Genomic DNA, 20,471 nt, shown 5'->3' with positions numbered 1-20,471 from the left:
AGCGTTTTATGCTTAACTTTTTTTCATAGTCTGCTAATTAAAAATTTAACTCCGACGCCGCTTCGCTAGCATAGAAAGTCATCAAAAATGTTAATGCGAGGTTAACGGTGAGTGACTCTGTAGCGGCGTCGCCGATCCATGCGCGGGATTTGGCGGCCAGAATCGACGCCTTGCCCGCGTCGGCCGGCCTGTGGCGCTTTATCATTCTGCTGTCGCTGGGCGGCTTTTTCGAACTCTACGATCTGTTCCAGACCGGCTATATCAGCACCGGTCTTATCGCCGACGGCATTTTCCACACCGGCGCACAGGGCGTCTTCGGCGTGTCGGACCAGGCGGCCTTCGCTTCCGCCACCTTTCTCGGCCTGTTCGTCGGCGCCAGCCTGCTGAGCCCGTACGCCGATCGTTTCGGCCGCCGCGCCACCTTCATGTTCGCTCTGATCTGGTATGGTGCCTTCTCGCTGCTGCTGGCGTTTCAACAGCAGGCGGAGTGGGTGATCTTTCTGCGCTTTCTGGTGGGCGTCGGGCTCGGCATCGAGCTGGTGACCATCGATACCTACCTGACGGAGTGGGTGCCTGCGCATCTGCGCACCCGGGCTTTTGCCTTCGCGTTCTTCGTGCAGTTTCTGTCGGTGCCGGCGGTGGCGCTGATGTCCTGGTGGCTGGTGCCACAGACGATTTGGGGCCTGAGCGGCTGGCGCTATGTGGTGATCGCCGGCGCGCTGGCCTCGCTGGTGATCTGGTTGGTGCGCAAGGGGTTGCCGGAATCGCCGCGTTGGCTGGTGCAGCAGCGGCGCTATGCGCAGGCCCGGCTGGTGATGCGGGATATGGAACGGCGCTGCGGCGTGGCGCCTGCGGACTTTCCGTCGCGCCCGGTTGACGATGCCGAGGGTGCGCCGCTGCGCGGCCGCTTTCGCGACATCTGGGCGCCGCAGTACCGCGATCGCACGCTGATGCTGGTGGTGATGAATTTCTTTCAGGCCATCGGCTTCTTCGGTTTCGGCAACTGGCTGCCGGCGCTGTTGTCGGGCAAGGGCGCTTCGGTCACCCACAGCCTGCTGTACGCTTTCTTCATCACGTTGGCCTACCCGCTGGGCTCGCTGCTGTGCAGCTTCTATGCTGACAAGATGGAGAACAAGTGGCAGATCGTGTTGTCGTGCCTGGTAACGGTGATCTTCGGCTCGCTGTTCGCGCTGCAGAACAACCCGCTGTGGCTGATCCTGTGCGGCTTCTTCATCACCTGGTCCAACGCCTGGCTGACCTACAGCTACCACTCCTATCAATCCGAGATCTTCCCGACCCACATTCGCGCCCGCGCCGTCGGCTTCTGCTACTCTTTCAGCCGCCTGTCGACCGTATTCAGCAGCATCATCATCGGCATTATCTTGCAGTACGGCGGCTCGCTGGGGGTGATCGCGTTTATCGTCGCCAGCATGCTGATCGTGATGCTGGTGATCGGGCTGTTCGGCCCGAAAACGCGCGGTATCGATCTGGAAAACATCTGACGTTTTACGCCGGCGGCGACGCCGGCCTCTTCAGCAAAAAAACTCGCGATCATGCGAAAATTATTCCGTTATCACTGCCTTTGCGCGTGCCGTACTGTTACCCGGTACAAAATCCAATTCAATACCGAGCGGGGAACACGTCATGAGCACCCTCACCGCGCACGATGGCGCGCGCATTTTCTATAAGGATTGGGGCCGCGGCCAGCCGATCCTGTTCTCCCACGGTTGGCCGCTGTCCGCCGACGCCTGGGACAACCAGCTGCTGTTTTTCGGCCAGAGCGGGTTCCGCGTGATCGCCCACGATCGCCGCGGCCACGGCCGTTCCGATCAGACCTGGCACGGCAACGACATTAACCAATACGCCGACGATCTGGCTCTGCTGATCGAAACGCTGGATCTGCGTGATCTGATTCTGGTCGGCCACGCCATCGGCGGCGGCGAAGTGGCGCGCTACATCAGCCGCCACGGCAGCGATCGGGTGGCGAAGGTGGTGCTGGTGGGCGCCGTGCCGCCGCTGATGCTGCAAACGCCGACCAACCCGGAAGGCGCGCCGATGGCGGCCTTCGACGGTATTCGCAGCGGCGTGGCGGGCAACCGCTCGCAGTTCCTTAAAGATCTGGCGGTGCCGTTCTACGGCTTCCGCTGCGACGAGGTGGAGAGCAATGCGGGGCTGATCGACCACTTCTGGCTGATGGGCATGCAGGGCGGCGTGAAAGGGCAGTACGACAGCGTGAGCGCATTCTCCGAAGTGGACTACACCGCCGATCTGTTGGCGATCGACAAACCGACGCTGCTGGTACACGGCGACGCCGATCAGATCGTGCCGATCGGCGCCTCGGCGCTGAAAGCCGCTAAGCTTATGCAACAGGCGGAGCTGAATGTTTACGCTGGCGGTGCGCACGGCCTGGTGCAGATCGATCCCGATCGCTTCAACGCCGATCTGCTGGCCTTTATCCAGAATTCGCCGTTTTAAGGGGGCGCGATGAACCTGACTGCTATCGCCGCCCGCTGCGCGCAGCGGCTGCATGCGCCTGCGGTGCGTTGGCTATTGCTGCTCGCGATTTGCGCCGCCTACATCCAGGGGGGATTGGTCAAGGCGCTGAACGTCGAAGGGGCGGTTGCCGAGATGATCCACTTCGGTTTGCAGCCGGCGGCGCTGTTCGCCGTGCTGGTGACGCTGCTCGAACTGGCGGCGTCGGCGCTGATCTTGAGCGGCTTTTATCGCTGGCTCGGCGCGTTGGCGCTGGCCGGTTTTACCCTGATGGCGACGCTGATGGCCAATCCGTTCTGGCAGTTCGACGGGGCGGAGCGCGGCCAGATGATGAACGGATTTTTTGAACACCTCGGGCTGGCCGGCGCGCTGTTGCTGGTGGCATTTAACGATTTGAAGGAGCGAACGGATGGCTGAACAGACGGAAAACAAGGCGGCGGCGGGCGGCTTCGCACCGCTGAAAATCCCATTATTTGCGGTGCTGTGGGGTGCCACGGTGCTCGGCAACGTCGGCAGCTTTATGCGTGATGTCGCCAGTTCGTGGCTGATCACCGACCTGTCGAGCAACCCCTCGGCGGTGGCGCTGATGCAAACCGCCGCCACGTTGCCGGTATTCCTGCTGGCGATCCCGGCCGGGGTATTGTCGGACATCCTCGACCGGCGGCGCTTTCTGATCTTCGTGCAAATTCTGCTGGCCTGCGTCAGTGGCAGCCTGTTGGTGCTGTCGCAGACCGGTGCGTTGACGGTGGAATACCTGCTGGCGCTGACCTTCGTCGGCGGCATCGGTGCGGCGCTGATGGGGCCGACCTGGCAGGCTATCGTGCCGGAGCTGGTGCCGCGCACCGAGCTGAAAAACGCCGTGGCGCTGAACTCGCTGGGCATTAACATCGCCCGCTCCATCGGCCCGGCGGCCGGTGGCCTGCTGCTGGCCAGCTTCGGCGCCGGCGCGGCCTACGGCGCGGACGTGATGAGCTATGTGCTGGTGATCGCGGCACTGCTGTGGTGGAAGCGGCCGAAGGTGGAGGACAGCGGCCTGTCGGAACACTTCTTCGGCGCCTTCCGCGCCGGCCTGCGCTATGCCCGTTCCAGCCGCGAGCTGCACGTGGTGCTGCTGCGGGCGGCGGTGTTCTTCGCCTTTTCCAGCTCGGTCTGGGCGCTGCTGCCGCTGGTGGCGCGTCGCATGCTGGGCGGTAGCGCCGGTTTTTACGGCGTGCTGCTGGGGGCGGTAGGCGCCGGGGCGATCCTCGGGGCGATCGTGCTGCCGCGCCTGCGCCAGCGGCTCAACGCCGACGGGCTGGTGCTGCTGGCGGCGGTGCTCACCGCCGTGGTGATGGCGGCCCTGTCGCTGGCGCCGCCGCAGTGGCTGGCGGTGGTGCTGCTGTTGGTGCTGGGCGCCGGCTGGATTATCGCGCTGACCACGCTCAACGGTGCGGCGCAGGGCGTGCTGCCCAATTGGGTGCGCGGCCGCGGCCTGGCCATCTACCTGATGGTGTTCAACGGTGCGATGGCGGCGGGCAGCCTGCTGTGGGGGCTGGTGGCGCAGGAGTTGGGCGTGGCCGCTACGCTGCTGGTCGGCGGCGTCGGCCTGTTGGCGGCGGGGCTGCTGTTCCACCGCCTGCGGCTGCCAACCGGCGAGGCCGATCTGCAGCCGTCGAACCATTGGCCGGAGCCGCTGGTCAACACGCCGGTTGAGAACGATCGCGGCCCGGTGATGATTCAGGTGGAATACCGCATCCGCGAACAGGATCGGCCGCAGTTCTTGCGCACCTTGCTGATGCTGGAGCGGGCGCGCCGCCGCGATGGCGCTTACGCCTGGGGCATCACCGAGCACACCGGCGACCCGGAATGCATCATGGAGTGGTTCCTGGTGGAGTCCTGGGCGGAGCATCTGCGGCAGCACCAGCGGGTGTCGCACGCCGACGCCGATCTGCAGCAGGAGGCGCTGCGCTTCCATATTGGGCCGGAGAAACCGGTGGTGCATCACTTCCTGTCGCTGGACAGGCGGCAGGCGAAGCACTAACTGCACGGCTCACAGGCCAGAAGGTGCTATGCTTTTCGTCGGTTCGGCGGCGCGGCCGCCGTAAGACGAATGTAGTCAGCACAGGGAGACACATTGATGACGGTACCTTCTGCTTTTGCCCGCGAGCTTGGGCTGCGCTATCCGATCGTTCAGGGGCCGATGAACGGCGCGTCGCCGCCGGCATTGGCGGTGGCGGTGAGCAACGCTGGGGCGCTGGGTTCGTGCGCCGCAGCGCTGTTTTCACCGGCGGTGATCCTCGAACGGGTGCAGCAGATCCGCGCGCAGACTGCCGCGCCGTTCAACATCAACCTGTTTCTGCTTGACGAGCAGCACCCGGATCTCGCCGAACTGAAGCGCGCCCAGCACCTGCTGCGACCGTTCCGCGAAGCGCTGGGGCTGAGCGAGCCACCGATCCCCACCCAATTCGCCGAAAACAACCGTGACCAGATCGCGGCCTTGCTGGAGGCTGCGCCGCCGGTGGCCAGCTTCACCTTCGGCGTGCTGCCGCGCGCTACGGTCACGCAGTTCAAAAAGGCCGGCTCGCGGGTGATCGGCACTGCCACCACGGTGGCGGAAGCCCGCGCCTGGGAAGAGGCGGGCGCCGACTTCGTGTGCGTCTCGGGCTCGGAGGCGGGCGGGCACCGCCCGACCTTCCTCGGTGACATCGAGCAATCCTGCGTCGGCCTGATGGCCCTGTTGCCGCAGGTGGTGGCGGCGGTGAAGATCCCGGTGATCGCGGCGGGGGGCATCATGAACGGGCGCGGCATCGCGGCGGCGCGCTTGCTGGGCGCGCAGGCGGCGCAGCTGGGCACCGCCTTCCTGTGCAGCCCGGAGTCGGGCATCGCCGACGCCTGGCGGGCGGCGCTGAGCAACGCCGGCGATGACAGCACGCGCCTGACGCGCGCCTTCAGCGGCCGCCCGGCGCGCGGCATCGTCAATGATTTCATGCGGCAGATGCGCGCGGAAGAGGCGCAGATCCTGCCTTATCCCGTGCAGAACGCGCTTACCGGCGATATTCGCCAGGCGGCTGCCAAAGCCGGTCGCGGGGAATTTATGTCGCTGTGGGCCGGGCAGGGTGTGGGCCTGGCGCGGCCGATGCCGGCGGCGGAGCTGGTCGCCACCCTGGCGGCGGAGTTGGAAGCGCTGTAAGGCAGGCGGGGCGCCCTGTTCGGCGCCCTTTTTCTTGGCGTTAAAAACTGTAGGTACCCTGCGCCAGCACGAAGTTCATGTTCTTCAGCCCGGCATGCTGCTGCAGGCTGTGGCCGACATCGAAATAGACATAGGCCACCTTGAACTGGAGATCGCTGCGCGGCGTCCAGGTGGTTTCGACCTGATACTGGTTGCCGATAAAGCGCGAGCCTTGCTCGCTGCCTTTCACCGGGCGCATCGGCCCGAGGTAGAAGGCATCCTCGCGGCGTTGCCGCCACAATGCGTCCCAGCTGAAATCGATGGACAGGGTTTGCCACGGCGTAATCGTGACCGAAGGATGGATGGCGATCAGGTTAGCCGGCGCCACCAGCCCGTTCTCGGTCAGGTAGGGCAGCTTGGGGTACATGGCGTTAAAGGTATTGAGCTGCCCATCATGACCGTTTTTATCGCCGCTGGCGATGCCAATCTTGCCGCCGAAGCGCGGTTGCCAGCGCCAGTCGCTCACCGTATACCCGGCGTGTGCCGACGCTGACCAAGCGCGTATGTCGCGCTGTTCTGCGCTGCCGAACTGCCAGGCAGCTTCATTATCCCAGTCGAACCCCTGCGCCGCGCCGAAAATGCGCGCGCCGACGGTATAGCGCCGCTCTTGCCCGCTGAGCTGCGCGTAGTGGGTATCGTTATCCTCAAAGCCGAAGGTGTAGAGATCGAGCGAGGACGCCAATGCTGCCAGCGGCGTGGTGCCGTACAGCCCCCACACCTTTTGGCTGTTGTCGGTATCGTCGTCGAAACTGCCGGTTTTGAGGGTGACGGGATGGCCGATAAAGGCGTCGAGGCGGTTTTTATCCTTGACCCAGCTGGCACGGATGGCGTCGAAAGAACGGCGCACGTTGGGGCCGTCGCGGGTGCCCATCAGGTGCAGCGAACCCAGCGCAACCTCCTGGCGGCCGACCCGCAGGGTGCCGAGGCCGTAGGCGGTGGGCAGTTTTAAGTCTACATAGCCCTGGCCGAGATAGGCATGATCTTCGTCGGTCGGCTTGCGCCCGCGATCGCGCGGCGTGGCCAGTGACGCTCCCAACTGAACATAGGCGCCAAAGTTATCGCCATAGTCGAGGCGCGCACCAATCAGCAGGCGCTGCATGAAGGTGTCGTCGCGTCCGCCGCTCAGATCTCGTTGATCCGTCCATTCATAGCGCTCGCGCAGTGAACCGTCGAAAGACAAGGTGGCCGCATCACCCAACGGGATGTTTTTCCAGGGCGAAGCGGCGGGTTCCGCCGCCAGGGCGGGGAGCGTGGAGAACAGCAACAGTGCGGGAAGCATGCGTTTCATCATGGATATCCGAAGAAAAAAGCGCGCCGCAGCGCGCCTTGGGTTTATTTAACCGTCTGGTGAATTTCGGCGATGTAGCCGCCGGGGAAACGCACCAGCGCCGAGGCGCGGCGCTCCGCCGCCGTCGAACGCCACAGCACCTGCGCGCCGCTGGCCGTCGCTTTGGCCAGCGTGGCAGGCAGATCGTCGACGCCATAGCCGGTGCGCTCATGGCCGAACGGATAAGGCAGATGCCCGTCGGTGACGAAAATGCGCGTTTTGCCGAAGCGGGAGTCCAGTTCGATCTGACGGATCTTGCCGTTGTCGCTGCGGCCGATCGCCGTATCGCTGACCAGTTCGTCGCTCACGACCTTGCCGTGCGAGAACGCCTGGTAGCTTTTCAGGAAATCGTCGACGCGGTAGGCGGAGAGATACAGGCGGTTTTCCGGCACGCTCAGCAGCGGCTTGTAGTTGGGCGCCTTGGTGTGCCAATAGAGCTGCATGTTGACGCCGCCGGGCCACTGGATCACCGCGTCGCGGCCGATCGGATCGTCGAAAGGTGCAACTTGCACATCGGCGCCGGCAGCCCTGGCCTGGCGGATGGCGGCGTCCATATCCCTGACCAGAAAACCGTTGCGCTCGGTGCCGAACGGGTGCGGGATCGGCGTTTTGAAATCGAACACCGAGAAGCTGCCGGCCGGCGTCAGTATCAGCTGGGAGTAGGTTTCGCTCGGCGTGGGCGTGACGTTGACCAGCACGCGTTCGGTGCTGGTGCCGCCGAAGGTTTTCAGGATGCTGTCGATAAAAGCATCCATCTTGCCGCGTTCGACGTAGACATGGGTGGTGTCATATTGCGGCCCTACGGCGAGAGACGCCGTATCGGCCGCCCAGGACATTGCCGGGAGAAGCAGCGCAAGGGCCGATATCCTCAGCCGACGAGAAGAAATACCGATAATATGTTGCATGATGACCTCCTGGTAGCGGTGATTTTCCTGAGTGAAGCGTAATTTGCTATGAGCTTTCCCGTCGGCTGAAAAATAAAAACGAAAAACGCAATGTGCGTCGTGAAACATTAAATAAGGGCGAGCGTCTGGCGCCCAAGCGAATATCGCGCAGGTGCAGAATCTCTCTTTTTATTGGCATAAGAACGGTGGGCGCCTTTGGCGGCCGGGCCCGCTGTCGCTAAGGGGCAGCGATGAGAATAAGGCCCGCCTCGTCGCGTGTTGAGGTGAATCGAGGATAATCCATAACGGTCTATCTCCTTGATGGGATATATCGTATTAGCCAGCTGAGTTTACGGTCTTCATTGCCGTCTAAATATAAATACAGCATTAAAAGAATTGCCGCCCATCAAATTTTTATATGACTTGTTGAGTAAATACGAATAAGCGGAAAATGAAATATAACGGCGCGTGCGACGGCCGGCATTGAGCGGAGGCGGTGTTGATCTTGGGAAAGAAAACGGCCTGCCGAAGCAGGCCGTTGTGGGTGGCTTAGGCCAGATCGAAACGATCGAGGTTCATCACTTTGTTCCAGGCGGCGACGAAGTCGTGGGCGAACTTCTCTTGCCCGTCGGCGCTGCCGTAGACTTCGGCCAGCGCGCGCAGCTGCGCGTGTGAACCGAACACCAGATCGACGCGGGTGCCGGTCCACTTGACCGCGCCGCTGCGGCGATCGCGCCCTTCGAACAGGCCGTCTTCACCGACCGGGTGCCAAGTGGTGCCCATGTCGAGCAGGTTGACGAAGAAGTCGTTGGTCAGTGCCTGCGGCCGCTGGGTGAACACGCCGTGCTGCGTGCCGCCGACGTTGGCACCGAGCACCCGCAGCCCGCCGACCAGCACCGTCATTTCCGGTGCGGTCAGGGTCAGCAGCTGCGCCTTGTCGACCAGCAGCGTTTCGGCCGGCACGCGGTATTTGCCCTTCAGGAAGTTGCGGAATCCGTCGGCGAGCGGCTCCATCGCTTCGAAGGAGTCCACGTCGGTCTGCTCCTGCGAAGCGTCCATGCGGCCCGGCGCGAACGGCACCGTCAGGGTCAAACCGGCGTTTTTCGCCGCCTGCTCCACGCCTGCGGCGCCGGCCAATACGATCAGATCCGCCAGCGAGACGCGCTTGCCACCGGTCCGCGCATCGTTGAAAGTGCGTTGGATGCTCTCCAGTTTGGCCAGCGTCGCGGCGAGTTGCGCAGGCTGGTTGACCGCCCAGTCTTTTTGCGGTGCCAGGCGAATACGTGCGCCGTTGGCGCCGCCGCGTTTGTCGGAACCGCGGAAGCTCGACGCGGAAGCCCAGGCGGTGGAGACCAGCGTTGACACCGGCAGGCCGGAAGCCAGCACGGCGCTTTTCAGTGCGGCGATGTCCTGCGCGTCGATCAGAGGATGATCGACCGCCGGGATCGGATCCTGCCAAATCAACTCTTCCTGCGGCACTTCCGGGCCGAGGTAGCGCGCGCGCGGCCCCATATCGCGGTGTGTCAGCTTGAACCAGGCGCGAGCGAAGGCGTCGGCCAACTCTTCCGGGTGTTCATAGAAGCGGCGCGAAATCTTTTCGTAGGCCGGATCGAAGCGCAGCGACAGGTCGGTGGTCAGCATGGTCGGGCGGCGCTTCTTGTTCGGATCGAAGGCGTCGGGAATGGTTTCACCGATGTCTTTCGCCACCCACTGATGCGCGCCGGCCGGGCTTTGGCTCAGCTCCCATTCGTATTCGAACAGGTGGCGGAAGAAGTCGTGGTTCCACTGGGTTGGGGTGGTGGTCCAGGTGACTTCCAGGCCGCTGGTGATGGCGTCTTTGCCGACGCCGGTGCCGAAGGTGCTGTGCCAGCCGAGGCCCTGCTGTTCCAGCCCGGCCGCTTCGGGATCGGCGCCGACGTTAGACGCCGGGCCGGCGCCGTGGGTCTTGCCGAAAGTGTGGCCGCCGGCGATCAACGCCACGGTTTCTTCGTCGTTCATCGCCATGCGGGCGAAGGTTTCACGGATGTCGCGCGCGGCGGCCACCGGATCGGGGTTGCCGTCCGGGCCTTCCGGGTTGACGTAGATCAGGCCCATCTGTACCGCCGCCAATGGGTTTTCCAGATCGCGGTCGCCCGAGTAACGGCTGTTCGGCCCGCCGCTCAGCTCCAGCCAGATCTTCTCCGAGCCCCAGTAGACATCGTCCGGCTCCCAGGTGTCGGCGCGGCCGCCGGCGTAGCCGAAGGTTTTGAAGCCCATCGATTCCAGCGCCACGTTGCCGGTCAGGATAATCAGGTCGGCCCAGGAGAGGTTGCGGCCGTATTTCTGCTTAATTGGCCACAGCAGGCGGCGCGCCTTGTCGAGACTGACGTTGTCCGGCCAGCTGTTGAGCGGGGCGAAACGCTGCTGGCCTTCGCCCGCGCCGCCGCGGCCATCACCGATGCGGTAGGTGCCGGCGCTGTGCCAGGCCATGCGGATGAACAGGCCGCCGTAGTGGCCGAAGTCCGCCGGCCACCATTCCTGTGAGTCGGTCATCAGGGCGTGCAGATCCTGTTTGACCGCCGCCAGATCGAGGCTGTTGAAGGCATCGGCGTAGTTGAAGTCTTTATCCATCGGATCGGATAGGGGGGAGTGCTGATGCAGCGGTTTCAGGCTGAGCTGATTTGGCCACCAATCCTGATTGGTGGGGCCGTTCTGCGGCGCGGGCTGCTTGCCGCCCGAAAACGGGCATTTGCTTTCAGTTGTCATAATGCGCTCTCTGCTTCCGTAAAGGTGCTCCAGCCGCCGGGCGTGGAGCGGTTAACAAGGCATGCGGGTCAGGCTTGCGTTGGGTGTTGCGCTAAATAACTGAACTCAATGGGATCACATCGCCCCAGCCGCTAACGGGCAAAGGGTGACTCATGGCTAAGCTTAGTCAGCGGCGGCGGAGAGATAAAATAGGAATGAGTGAATATTGCGATAGCTTGCGGCGATTTATGGCTGTGTTATTGATAGCCGGCACGCCGCCTTATCGGCGCCGCAGCATCACCTTGAGCACCGCGTCCGCCAGCTTGCCGAACGGCGCGCGCAGCAGATCGGTGAAGCGCCAGCGGCTTTGGATGAAGACGCCCTTGGCGTGGCTCAGCGCCCGGAATCCTTCAATGCCGTGATAGGCCCCCATGCCGCTGGGGCCGATGCCGCCGAACGGCAGATCGTCCTGGGCAAAATGCAGCAGGGTGGCGTTGACGCTGACGTTGCCGGAGGTGGTGCGCGCCAGCAGCCTGTCCTGCAGGGGGCCGCCTGGGCCAAAGTAGTACAGCGCCAGCGGGCGCGGCCCGGCGTTGATAACGTCGATCGTTTCATCAAAGGTGGCGTAGGTGCGTATCGGCAGCAGCGGCCCGAAGATCTCCTCTTGCATGATCCGGCTGTCGTCGGGGGCGCCGACGATCAGCGTGGGGGCGAGGGTTTTCGGCCGTTCCGCCGCCGAGTCCGGGCAGTGGCCTACCGGAACGATCCGCGCACCCCGTGCCTAGGCGTCGGTGAGCAGATCCTGCAAACGGTGGTAGTGCCTGTCGTTGATGATGGCGCCGTAGTCATGGCTCGTCGGCCCGTCGGGGTAAAACGCTTTGACCGCCGCGTCGTAGAGCGCGATGAAGTTTTCCACATCGTCCTGATGGATCAACAGGTAATCGGGTGCGATGCAGGTTTGGCCCGCGTTCGACAGCTTGCCGAACGCCAGGCTGTTAACGGTTCTGGCGGTGAGCGCGCCGGGCGCCACGACGGCGGGGCTTTTGCCGCCCAGCTCGAGCGTCAAGGGCACCAGATTTTTACCGGCCGCCTGCATGATCTGGCGGCCGATCGTCGTGCTGCCGGTGAACACCAGGTGATCGAACGCCAGTGTGCTGAACCCGGCCCCGACGTCCGGCCCGCCGGTCACCACCGCGACCTCATCGGCGGGAAACAGCGCCGCCAGCATGGTTTCGATGAGTTGGCTGGTGTGCGGCGTGAGCTCCGAAGGTTTCAGCATCACGCGGTTGCCGGCGGCCAGGGCGGTGGCCAGCGGGATGAAGGTCAACGAGAAGGGATAGTTCCACGGCGCCATGACGCCAATCACGCCTTTAGGTTGGTATTGCACGTAGGCGCGCCCGGCCTGGTACGGCAGGGCGACGTGGCGGCGTTCCGGCTGCATAAAGCGCTTCAGGTGGCGCAGCAGATAATCGATCGCCTGCACGGTGACCAGGATCTCCAGAATTTCGGTTTCGTAAGGCGAGCGGTGGCCGAAGTCCGCGCTGACGGCCGCCGTCAGCGCGTCGCGCTGGGCCAAAATGGCGCTCCGCAGGCGGCGCAGGGCGGCCTTGCGCTGAGCGATCGTCGGTGCGCCGTCGCGCAGGAAGGCATGGCGCTGGGCGGCAAGCCGTTGCTCCATCGTCATGAGGATGTCATCTCCCTGCACTTGAATTCTCCTGATGCCGAGTGAAAGCGGGAATGCAGTTTGCCGAACCCTGTTTGACCTTAAAGTGAGCTTTAAACCTATACTCGTTAAACGATCAACGCAAGATCGTCGGCCAACCGGGATGAGGGAGCCAGAGATCCCGGCGCCGCGCGCAGTATAAACCTTCTTTTTTAACCATAGTGTAAATGGGAGAAACGACATGGGTTATGTAACGACCAGTGATGGCGTCGAGATTTTCTACAAGGATTGGGGCCCAAAAAACGGCAAGGTTATCTACTTCCATCACGGCTGGCCGCTGTCCAGCGATGACTGGGATGCCCAGATGCTGTTCTTCGTGAACAAAGGGTTCCGCGTGGTGGCGCACGATCGCCGCGGCCACGGCCGCTCCAGCCAGGTGTCGGAAGGGCACGACATGGACCACTACGCCGATGACGTCGCTGCGGTGGTAAAACACCTGGGCGTGCAGGGCGCGATGCACGTGGGCCACTCGACGGGCGGCGGCGAAGTGGTGCGCTATATCGTGCGCCACGGCGAGGACAAGGTGTCCAAAGCGGTGCTGATCAGCGCGGTGCCGCCGCTGATGGTAAAAACCGACGCCAATCCGCAGGGCACCCCCAAAGCGGTGTTCGATGATTTCCAGGCGCAGCTGGCCGCCAACCGGGCACAGTTCTATTACGACGTGCCGGCCGGCCCGTTCTACGGCTATAACCGCCCGGGTGCCAAACCCTCTGAGGCGATTATCTGGAACTGGTGGCGCCAGGGCATGATGGGCGGCGCCAAGGCGCACTACGACGGCATTGTCGCCTTCTCGCAGACCGATTTCACCGAAGATCTCAAGAAGATTGCCATTCCGGTGCTGGTGATCCACGGCGACGACGACCAGGTGGTGCCTTATCAGGACTCCGGCGTGCTGTCGGCCAAGCTGGTGCAGAACGGCACGCTCCATACCTATAAGGGCGCGCCGCACGGCATCCCGACCACCCATGCCGATCAGGTCAACGCCGATCTGCTGGCGTTCGTGAACAGCTAAAGACTCAACGTGTCGCGAGCCTCACCCCTTACCGGGCGGGGCTTTTTATTGGCTGCGGGAGAGCGGATCACCAATGATAGCTGATGCCCATATCGAGCTTGTCCGACGCATCGACGCCGGCCGCGTGCTGCGAAAGGTTATTGAATTCATAGTTAATGAACACCTGCATATTGCCGTTGAGCAACCAGGTGACCCCTAACTCCTCATAGTTCAACAAGTCCGTGTTCCTGCCTGCCCGGGCCTGTATCAAGCGGGTATAGCCGATGTTGGGTTGAATATGGTCCGTCAGCCGATATTTGGCGAGCGCTTCATAACTTGACGCCGAACCGTGGTTAGCGGTTTGTTGCGGGCTGATGGCGTTGTCGCTTTGGGTGAACACGACCGCAAGATAGATTTTTTTCGACGCATAGAGAACCCCTTCGGCCAGCGTGTCGATGCGCCGGCGATAACCGGCGGCGTGTTGCTGCCGCTGCGTGGTTTGAGACGCCGAGGCGGCGGCGATGAGGCTGAGCGTCGGCGTCAGTGCATAACGGAACGAGGCGCCGAATCCGTTGCCGTTTTGTTTGCCCGGCGCTTGCCGTTCGTCGCCGTCTTTGAACTGGTATTGCAGCGCGAGGGCGGCGCGCCGCTGAAACAGGCTGAAAGTTTGGCGGTAGGTGAGCAGGTTATGCGCCCGGCCGCGCATAAAGTTGTCGATGTAGTTGTAGGCCATCTCTCTAAACAGCGGAGAGCGATCGGTCAGGGCGGTCACATCATAAAGCACGCCCCAGTTGCGGCCGATATCGAGGCTGCCTAGGGCGGCGTTTTGCACGCCGATATAGGCGAGCCGGGAGCTGTTGCGCGTTGCGTCGGCGAAGCTGACGGTATATTCCCAGTGGGCGTAGGCCTGCCAGCGCGGCGCGATCTTTTTTTTGCCTATCAGGCCGAAATAGAGGTAGCTGCGGTCGCCGTCGTCGCGTTCGTTTTGGCCGCTGTAGCGTCTGGCGATAATCGTGCCGTAGAAATTCAGGCTGTTTTGCTGCGATCCCGTCAACGACACGGCGGAGGCGCCGCACGGCAACAAGGCCAGCAGGGGGAAAAGCATGCCCGCCGAAAAATAACGAGGATTGCGTTTTATCATGATGGCACCGTCCCTGTGCGCGGCAAGCCCAAGAGCTTGCCGCCCCGGCGAAGCTTAAACGTGCGTTTCGCGTTTAAAGTAGCTGACGATCCCCTGAGCGATCGCCGTGGCAATTTTATTTCTGAAGGCGGGGGTGCCGAGCAGCCTTTCTTCCTCAGGGTTGGTGATGAAAGAGGTTTCCACCAAGACGGAAGGAATATACGGGGACTTTAAGACCACGAAGGCCGCCTGTTCGGTATTTTTGGCATGCAGATGATGGATGGGCGCAATATGTTGAATCAGGTGCGAGCCCAGCGCCAGGCTTTCTTTGATCGTTTCCGTCTGCTCCAAATCAAACAGTATCTTCTGCAAATAGCGGTCTTTCTTGATGACGTTAGGGCCGGCGAGATCGTCCGCCGCGTTTTCACTGTTCGATAAGTATTTCGCCATCGCGCTGCTGGCGCCTTTATTGGAAAGCGCAAAGACCGAAGCGCCGCAGGCGCTGGGGCAGGTAAAGCCGTCGGCGTGGATGGACATGAAAAGATCCGCGCCATGCCGGTGCGCGATCTCCACCCGATCGTAAAGCGGAATAAAAACGTCGCTGTCGCGCGTCAGGCGGGCATCGATGCCGTGTCGATCGAGCTGTGCACGCACATTTCTGGCGATCTCCAGAACGACATGTTTTTCCAGCGAACCGGTGTGGCCAATGGCACCGGAGTCGATGCCGCCATGACCGGGATCCAACATGACCAGGAATCTTTTTCGCGCACCGTGAGGTTTGGGGCGCGGCAGGCCGTGGGCGTGAGCCAGCGGGGAAACGGCGCCGTTCAGCGCCAGGGCCGCCAGCCCTGCCAACATCATTCTGCGGCGAGATAACCGGGTGTTCAAAAGGTCCGTCTTAGCCATAAGGGTAACCAGCATAAAAGGGAAGGGGGTTGTTGTTATAATATAACAATTCCGTGTGTCGGCGGGGTTGTCTGTTAGCGGCTGTTACTTTTAATGTCATTCCTTAAATTCACTGGTTTTTTATACTGAATTTATTTTGTTTATTGAATGTTCGTATTGCTATTTATTTGTTTTGTATTTGTTAATTCTTATTTTGACACACTATTTAATCTAATATTTCAAATGAGATTTATTCTCCTCTTTAATTGATATGTTATAACGTAATTATTAAAGCGGATAAAAAACGGGGTCTTTGCCGCCGGCATGAAGCCACTCACGTTTTTGGAGCGTTAACATGACTTTTAAACACCAGGAAAAAGAGACATTAAATATATTCGCCGTTCTCGCCGTCTCATTAAGCACGGTCATCGCCATGCTCGACAGTACCATCGCCAACGTGGCACTGCCGGTGATCGCCAAAGATTTCGGCGTTTCCGAATCGGCCTCCATCATGATTATTAATGCCTACCAGTTTGCCGTCGTTGCCTCTTTGATGCCCTTCGCGGCGCTGGGCCGCGCAGTGGGCAATAAAAAGATCTTTATAGCCGGGGTGGTGCTGTTCGCTTTTTCATCCTTGGGCTGCGCGCTTTCCGCGACGCTGTCGATGCTGACGGCATTCCGGGTGATACAGGGCTTCGGCGCGGCGGCGGTGCTCAGCGTCAATGCGGCGCTGATCAAGGAGATATACCCGGAAAGGCTGCTGGGGCGCGGCCTGGGCATAAACGTGATGGTGGTGTCGGTTTCCGCCGCCGCCGGGCCTTCCATCGCCTCGGCGATACTTTCTCAAACGAGCTGGAACTGGCTGTTTACCATCAATGTTCCCATCGCCTGCCTGTCGCTGTTGCTGAGCCTGATCTTCCTGGCCCCCCGCGAGCGGCGCAGCGTTGGATTCGACAGCGGGGGGGCCCTGTTGGTGTTTGTGCTGTTCATCGCTTTCTCGCTCAGCACCATGAGCATGACCACCCACCATCTGCCGGCGGCGGCGCTGAGCTTTGCGGTATTCGCCGGGCTGGCCGGGTTGCTGTATATCAATCAGAAAAGAAAGGCCAACGCCGCGCTGATCCCGATCGCGATGCTGCATAACCCGACGCTGTCATTGTCTTTGCTGATGTCGATGCTGTCCTACAGCACCCAGCTTTTGGCTTTTGTATCGCTGCCTTTCTATTTCCACAATGTCCTGCAAAGAAACGTGGTGGACATCGGTCTGTTGCTGACCGCCTGGCCGCTGGCCACCATGGCGTCTTCGCTGATTTCCGGCGATTTGGCCAAGAAGTACGATCCCAATCTTGTTGCCCTCTCGGGCCTTGCCTGTCTGCTGGCAGGCATGCTGCTGATGGCCAATCTGCCCAGCGATCCGTCGAATGGGGCGATCGTATGGCGCGTGGCGCTGTGCGGCATCGGTTTTGGCCTGTTTCAATCACCGAACAACCTGCTGATCATGACCTCGGTCTCCCATGAAAACAGCAGCATCGCCAGCGGCCTGTTGGGCAGCTCCCGGCTGATTGGGCAAATCGTCGGTTCGGCGTTAGTGGCGATTTTCTTCAATATGCGGGGCGCGCAAGCGACGAATATCAGTTTAATGGCGGGGGCGGCATTCTCGTTCCTTTCTCTGGTCGTGAGCTATATGCGCTTCAAGTCCGCCGTTACGTTAAAAACCAGCAAATAGAAGCACGAGGTTTCCCATGCGATTTATCCCATTAGTGCCGTTGGTTATCGGGATGGCGGCGTTTTCCCTTGCCGGCTGCACGACCTACCACGACGTGGCGTTGCAACAAAAAGAGACGGGGCCCAATAGCCAATATTACCTGCTGCAGCCGCCGGTCTATGTCGGCGACCAGTTGAAATATGGTCTGAAGGACGGCAGCGGCGGCGAGTTGACGGTGGCGAAGGTTGAACCGAAAGACTTGGTTGCCGACAGCGGAAAAATCATTCCTCTGTCGCAGCTCTCTTTCCTGCAACGAAAAGATCTTTCCACAGGAAAAACCGCCGCGTTGGTCGGCGGCGGCGCGGTCGCCACCACGGCAATCGTGTTTGTGGCCGGGATCACCATCATGGCCGCCGGCATCGCCGCGTCGGCCTAAAGCAGCCCATCGACGCACGCCGCCGAGCGTGCGCACAGGAGGCACCATGTGCGTCACAGTGAAATTTATTGCCACCGCTCTGCTGGCAATATTCGCCTTGCCGACGGCGCCTTGCGCCACCGCCGGCCAGCCGGCGGCGGCCGAACCGCCACAAAGCGTGGCGGCGCAAACGCTGCCCGGCAGCTACCCGCGGATCGTCATCACCGGCAACTGCCCCTTCGGCGTGATCCTGGCGAACGAGGCGGCCTACCGGCACGTCGTCGGCGTGGGGCCCTGGGCGTTCATGCATGCCGATAGGCATGTATTGGAGGACATGAAGCCTGACATCGGCAGGATCACCTCCGCCTTCATCAATAAGGACTACCGGGTCAACATGGAATCGTTAATGAATCTACGGCCCGACATTATTTATTACTACGGCAAAAGCCAGGACGATCGGCTGGAAAGAGCGGGCGTGATGACCGTCGATCTGGATGCCGGCGGGAAGACAAAATACCAGCCGATGGCCACCCAGGTGTATTGGGAAAACACTTTCGCCGACACGCTCGGCCTGCCGCGCACGCACAAATTCAAAGACGCCTGGGAAAAGACCCTGAAGCAGATCCGCCCCTATGCCGCAGCCATCCATGCGCAGCACGTCAGGGCGTTGTATCTCGAAGAAAGTGACGGCAGGCAGCTGAAGGTGAGTGGCCCGCATACCTATGGCGACACCTACCTGAAAATGGCCGGCATGGACAACGTCGCCGGGGATTTGCCGGTGAAAGGGGATGCCGGCAGGTACATCAACGTTTCGATGGAGCAGATCATGGCCTGGGACCCGGATGTGATTTTCGTGGTGTTCGGCAGCGCCAAAGCGCTGCTGCACGGGGGGATCCCCGGCCAGGCCTGGGAAACGCTCAGGGCGGTAAAAAACGGCAAGGTTTTCTCGACGCCGGTGGGCATTCATAACTGGGGGGGCCTGTCGGCGGAAACGTCACTGCTGCCGCTGTTTATGATCAACCGCTATGCCCCTGAAGACATTAGCGACAAGACGCTGCGGGAGGAGACGCGCCGCTATTATCAGACGATGTTCTCCTATGCGATCCCGGACCGGTTGCTGGATGAGGTGCTGGCACAGCGCTAGTGCCACGGTTGAATAGCATTCATTAATGGGGGGAGCTTGGGGATGCCGGGCAGAGGAAAATATGTGGCGATCCTGGCGGGGCTGTTTTTGGCCTTGTGTGTGGCCGCCGTCGCATCACTGTTTGCCGGCCGCTACGCCTTGTCGGCCCATGATGTGATGCAGATTTTATGGCAGGGGAACATGCAGGGGGAAAACCCGACCCGCTATTCGGTGATTTTTAACCTGCGCGCGCCGCGGGTGGTGGCGGTGATGCTGGTGGGCGGCGGGTTGGCGGTCGCCGGCGCGACCTTTCAGGCGGTGCTGAAAAACGCGTTAGCCAGCCCGGACGTGCTGGGCACCTCTTCCGCCTCCGCCTTTGGCGCTGCGCTGGGCATTTTATTGAGTCTGCCTTTTGCCCTGAGTGCCATGCTGTCGTTTCTTTTCGGCGTGGTGAGCCTGCTGCTGGTGTTCGGCATCTGCCGCCTGAAACGTCGGCAGGATGCACTGACGACGATCCTGTCCGGCATGATTATCGCGTCGTTGTTTATCGCGTTTGTCTCGGTCATAAAATATGTCGCCGATCCGCAGGATACCTTGCCGGCGATCGTCTTCTGGCTGATGGGCAGCTTCGCTTCGGTGGCGAAAGCGCAGGTCTATTGGCTAATCCCGCTGTTTGCGGCGTGTTACCTGACAATCTATCGGCTCAGGTGGAAAATGAACATTCTCTCGCTGGGGGATGACGAGGCGCGCATTGCCGGCCTAAATCCGCCCCGGTTGAAGATCCTGCTGCTGATCGCCGCCTCCCTGCTGGTTTCCGCCTCGGTGAGTTTGGCCGGCGTGGTGGGATGGGTCGGCTTGGTGATCCCGCATCTGGTGAGAAGCGTGCTGGGGTATAACCACGGCCGCCTGATCCCGGCCTCGGCGCTGAGCGGGGCGTTGTTTTTGCTGGTGATAGACAATATCGCCAGAGGCGCCACCTACGCAGAAATCCCGATCGGCATCCTGACCGCGCTGATCGGTGCGCCGCTTTTCGCCACGCTTTTTATTATGGGTAATCGATATGATCACCGCTAGCCGGCTATCCTTTGGTTTCAAAGGGCGGGAGCCCATTTTCGACAACGTCAGCTTCCAGCTTAAGCGCGGCGAGATCCTCAGCGTGCTGGGCCCGAACGGCGCCGGCAAAACAACGCTGCTGAGAAATATTGCGGGCCTGTGTCGGCCCAGCGCCGGCTGGTGCGAGATCGGCCGCGTCGATAATCGAGAGGCGCGCCTGGCCTATGTGCCGCAGGCGAAGGCGCCACATTTTTCCTATGGCGTACTCGATTTTGTCACTTTCGGCTGCGTTCGTCAGGCCGGACTGTTTGCCCGGCCGGGAAAGCACGATTTCGCCAGGGCGCAGGCGGTGCTGCAATCCCTGGAAATCGGCCCATTGGCGCAGAAAAGCATCGATCAGATCAGCGGCGGTGAACTGCAGATGTGTTATTTCGCCAAGGCGCTGATGGCAGATCCTGACGTCATGATCCTTGATGAGCCGGAGTCGAACCTGGATTTTTACAATCAGGCAAAAATGATCGAGATGCTCTGGCACCTCGCCAAAGAGCGGCAGATGACGATCGTGCTGAATACGCATTTCCTCAATTACGCCGAACGCATCTCCGACAAGTGTTTACTGATGACAAAACGGCAGTCGTTGTTTGGCGTTAAAAGCGCTGTGCTGCGGGAAGATATCCTGGAGCGCTATTTTCGGGTGCCGGTAAGAAAGTGCCACTATCAATACCAGGGCGCCGGCGAAGAAACCTTTATTATCGCTCTGCGCAATCTCGCCTGAGTTTCGGCTGCAAAGATTGCTTGAGGGATATCCCTCATTGCGGCC

16 protein-coding genes and 1 pseudogene are annotated in these 20,471 nt (G+C 61.3%); 11 read left to right on the top strand and 6 right to left on the bottom strand.

What is annotated here, in order from left to right:
• Positions 1-107 precede the first annotated feature (107 nt).
• The 5 genes from EGY12_RS22370 to EGY12_RS22350 all read left to right on the top strand — a co-directional run bounded on the left by EGY12_RS22370 (position 108) and on the right by EGY12_RS22350 (position 5,662).
• Complete coding sequence (locus EGY12_RS22370; RefSeq protein WP_172962947.1) at positions 108-1,502, top strand: MFS transporter; 1,395 nt, start codon at positions 108-110, stop codon at positions 1,500-1,502.
• A gap of 142 nt (positions 1,503-1,644) precedes the next feature.
• On the top strand, positions 1,645-2,475 hold the full coding sequence (locus EGY12_RS22365; protein ID WP_123895415.1) for an alpha/beta fold hydrolase: 831 nt from the start codon (positions 1,645-1,647) through the stop codon (positions 2,473-2,475).
• A gap of 9 nt (positions 2,476-2,484) precedes the next feature.
• Positions 2,485-2,910 (top strand): DoxX family protein, encoded by a 426-nt coding sequence (locus EGY12_RS22360; RefSeq protein ID WP_123895414.1) that lies wholly within the window; start codon positions 2,485-2,487, stop codon positions 2,908-2,910.
• Positions 2,903-4,513 (top strand): MFS transporter, encoded by a 1,611-nt coding sequence (locus EGY12_RS22355; RefSeq protein ID WP_123895413.1) that lies wholly within the window; start codon positions 2,903-2,905, stop codon positions 4,511-4,513. The genes EGY12_RS22360 and EGY12_RS22355 overlap by 8 nt, the downstream gene beginning before the upstream one ends.
• A gap of 96 nt (positions 4,514-4,609) precedes the next feature.
• The gene (locus EGY12_RS22350; protein WP_123895412.1) at positions 4,610-5,662 is read left to right on the top strand and encodes a nitronate monooxygenase family protein; all 1,053 of its coding nucleotides are present in this window, start codon (positions 4,610-4,612) and stop codon (positions 5,660-5,662) included.
• A gap of 40 nt (positions 5,663-5,702) precedes the next feature.
• On the opposite strand, the gene EGY12_RS22345 is transcribed toward EGY12_RS22350, so the two are convergent.
• The 4 genes and pseudogenes from EGY12_RS22345 to EGY12_RS22330 form a co-directional block, all read right to left on the bottom strand.
• A complete protein-coding gene (locus EGY12_RS22345; RefSeq protein ID WP_123895411.1) occupies positions 5,703-6,992 on the bottom strand; it encodes an alginate export family protein in 1,290 nt (429 codons plus the stop codon).
• Positions 6,993-7,033: 41 nt separating this feature from the next.
• Positions 7,034-7,933, bottom strand: a complete 900-nt coding sequence (locus EGY12_RS22340; RefSeq protein WP_172962946.1) for a glyoxalase — start codon at positions 7,931-7,933, stop codon at positions 7,034-7,036.
• A 528-nt stretch (positions 7,934-8,461) separates the two neighbouring features.
• Positions 8,462-10,657 carry a catalase/peroxidase HPI gene (gene katG / locus EGY12_RS22335; protein ID WP_123895410.1) on the bottom strand — a complete coding sequence of 732 codons (2,196 nt, stop codon included), beginning with the start codon at positions 10,655-10,657 and terminating at the stop codon, positions 8,462-8,464.
• Between the two features lie 259 nt (positions 10,658-10,916).
• Positions 10,917-12,314: pseudogene (locus EGY12_RS22330) on the bottom strand (coniferyl aldehyde dehydrogenase).
• Positions 12,315-12,540: 226 nt separating this feature from the next.
• On the opposite strand from EGY12_RS22330, the gene EGY12_RS22325 reads away from it, so the two are divergent.
• Positions 12,541-13,371, top strand: a complete 831-nt coding sequence (locus EGY12_RS22325; RefSeq protein ID WP_038877959.1) for an alpha/beta fold hydrolase — start codon at positions 12,541-12,543, stop codon at positions 13,369-13,371.
• A gap of 67 nt (positions 13,372-13,438) precedes the next feature.
• Here EGY12_RS22325 and EGY12_RS22320 read toward each other — a convergent pair whose 3' ends face one another.
• Together EGY12_RS22320 and amiA are read right to left on the bottom strand one after the other, a co-directional pair.
• On the bottom strand, positions 13,439-14,491 hold the full coding sequence (locus EGY12_RS22320; RefSeq protein ID WP_123895409.1) for a porin: 1,053 nt from the start codon (positions 14,489-14,491) through the stop codon (positions 13,439-13,441).
• Between the two features lie 54 nt (positions 14,492-14,545).
• On the bottom strand, positions 14,546-15,376 hold the full coding sequence (gene amiA / locus EGY12_RS22315) for an N-acetylmuramoyl-L-alanine amidase AmiA (protein WP_123895660.1): 831 nt from the start codon (positions 15,374-15,376) through the stop codon (positions 14,546-14,548).
• A 334-nt stretch (positions 15,377-15,710) separates the two neighbouring features.
• Here amiA and EGY12_RS22310 point away from each other — a divergent pair, with 334 nt between their 5' ends.
• The 5 genes from EGY12_RS22310 to EGY12_RS22290 are packed head-to-tail and all read left to right on the top strand — an operon-like array spanning position 15,711 to position 20,426.
• Positions 15,711-17,081, top strand: a complete 1,371-nt coding sequence (locus EGY12_RS22310; protein ID WP_060451691.1) for an MFS transporter — start codon at positions 15,711-15,713, stop codon at positions 17,079-17,081.
• Between the two features lie 16 nt (positions 17,082-17,097).
• Positions 17,098-17,496, top strand: a complete 399-nt coding sequence (locus EGY12_RS22305) for a hypothetical protein (RefSeq protein ID WP_253722899.1) — start codon at positions 17,098-17,100, stop codon at positions 17,494-17,496.
• A gap of 46 nt (positions 17,497-17,542) precedes the next feature.
• Positions 17,543-18,619: an ABC transporter substrate-binding protein gene (locus tag EGY12_RS22300; protein WP_253722896.1), complete on the top strand. Its 1,077-nt coding sequence runs from the start codon at positions 17,543-17,545 to the stop codon at positions 18,617-18,619.
• A gap of 42 nt (positions 18,620-18,661) precedes the next feature.
• A complete protein-coding gene (locus tag EGY12_RS22295; protein WP_123895408.1) occupies positions 18,662-19,672 on the top strand; it encodes an iron ABC transporter permease in 1,011 nt (336 codons plus the stop codon).
• On the top strand, positions 19,659-20,426 hold the full coding sequence (locus tag EGY12_RS22290; RefSeq protein WP_123895407.1) for an ABC transporter ATP-binding protein: 768 nt from the start codon (positions 19,659-19,661) through the stop codon (positions 20,424-20,426). The genes EGY12_RS22295 and EGY12_RS22290 overlap by 14 nt, the downstream gene beginning before the upstream one ends.
• Positions 20,427-20,471: the final 45 nt, after the last annotated feature.

This window comes from Serratia sp. FDAARGOS_506, from assembly GCF_003812745.1.
In the GTDB taxonomy this organism is placed as follows: domain Bacteria; phylum Pseudomonadota; class Gammaproteobacteria; order Enterobacterales; family Enterobacteriaceae; genus Serratia.
This window is presented reverse-complemented; position numbering and strand designations above follow the sequence as displayed.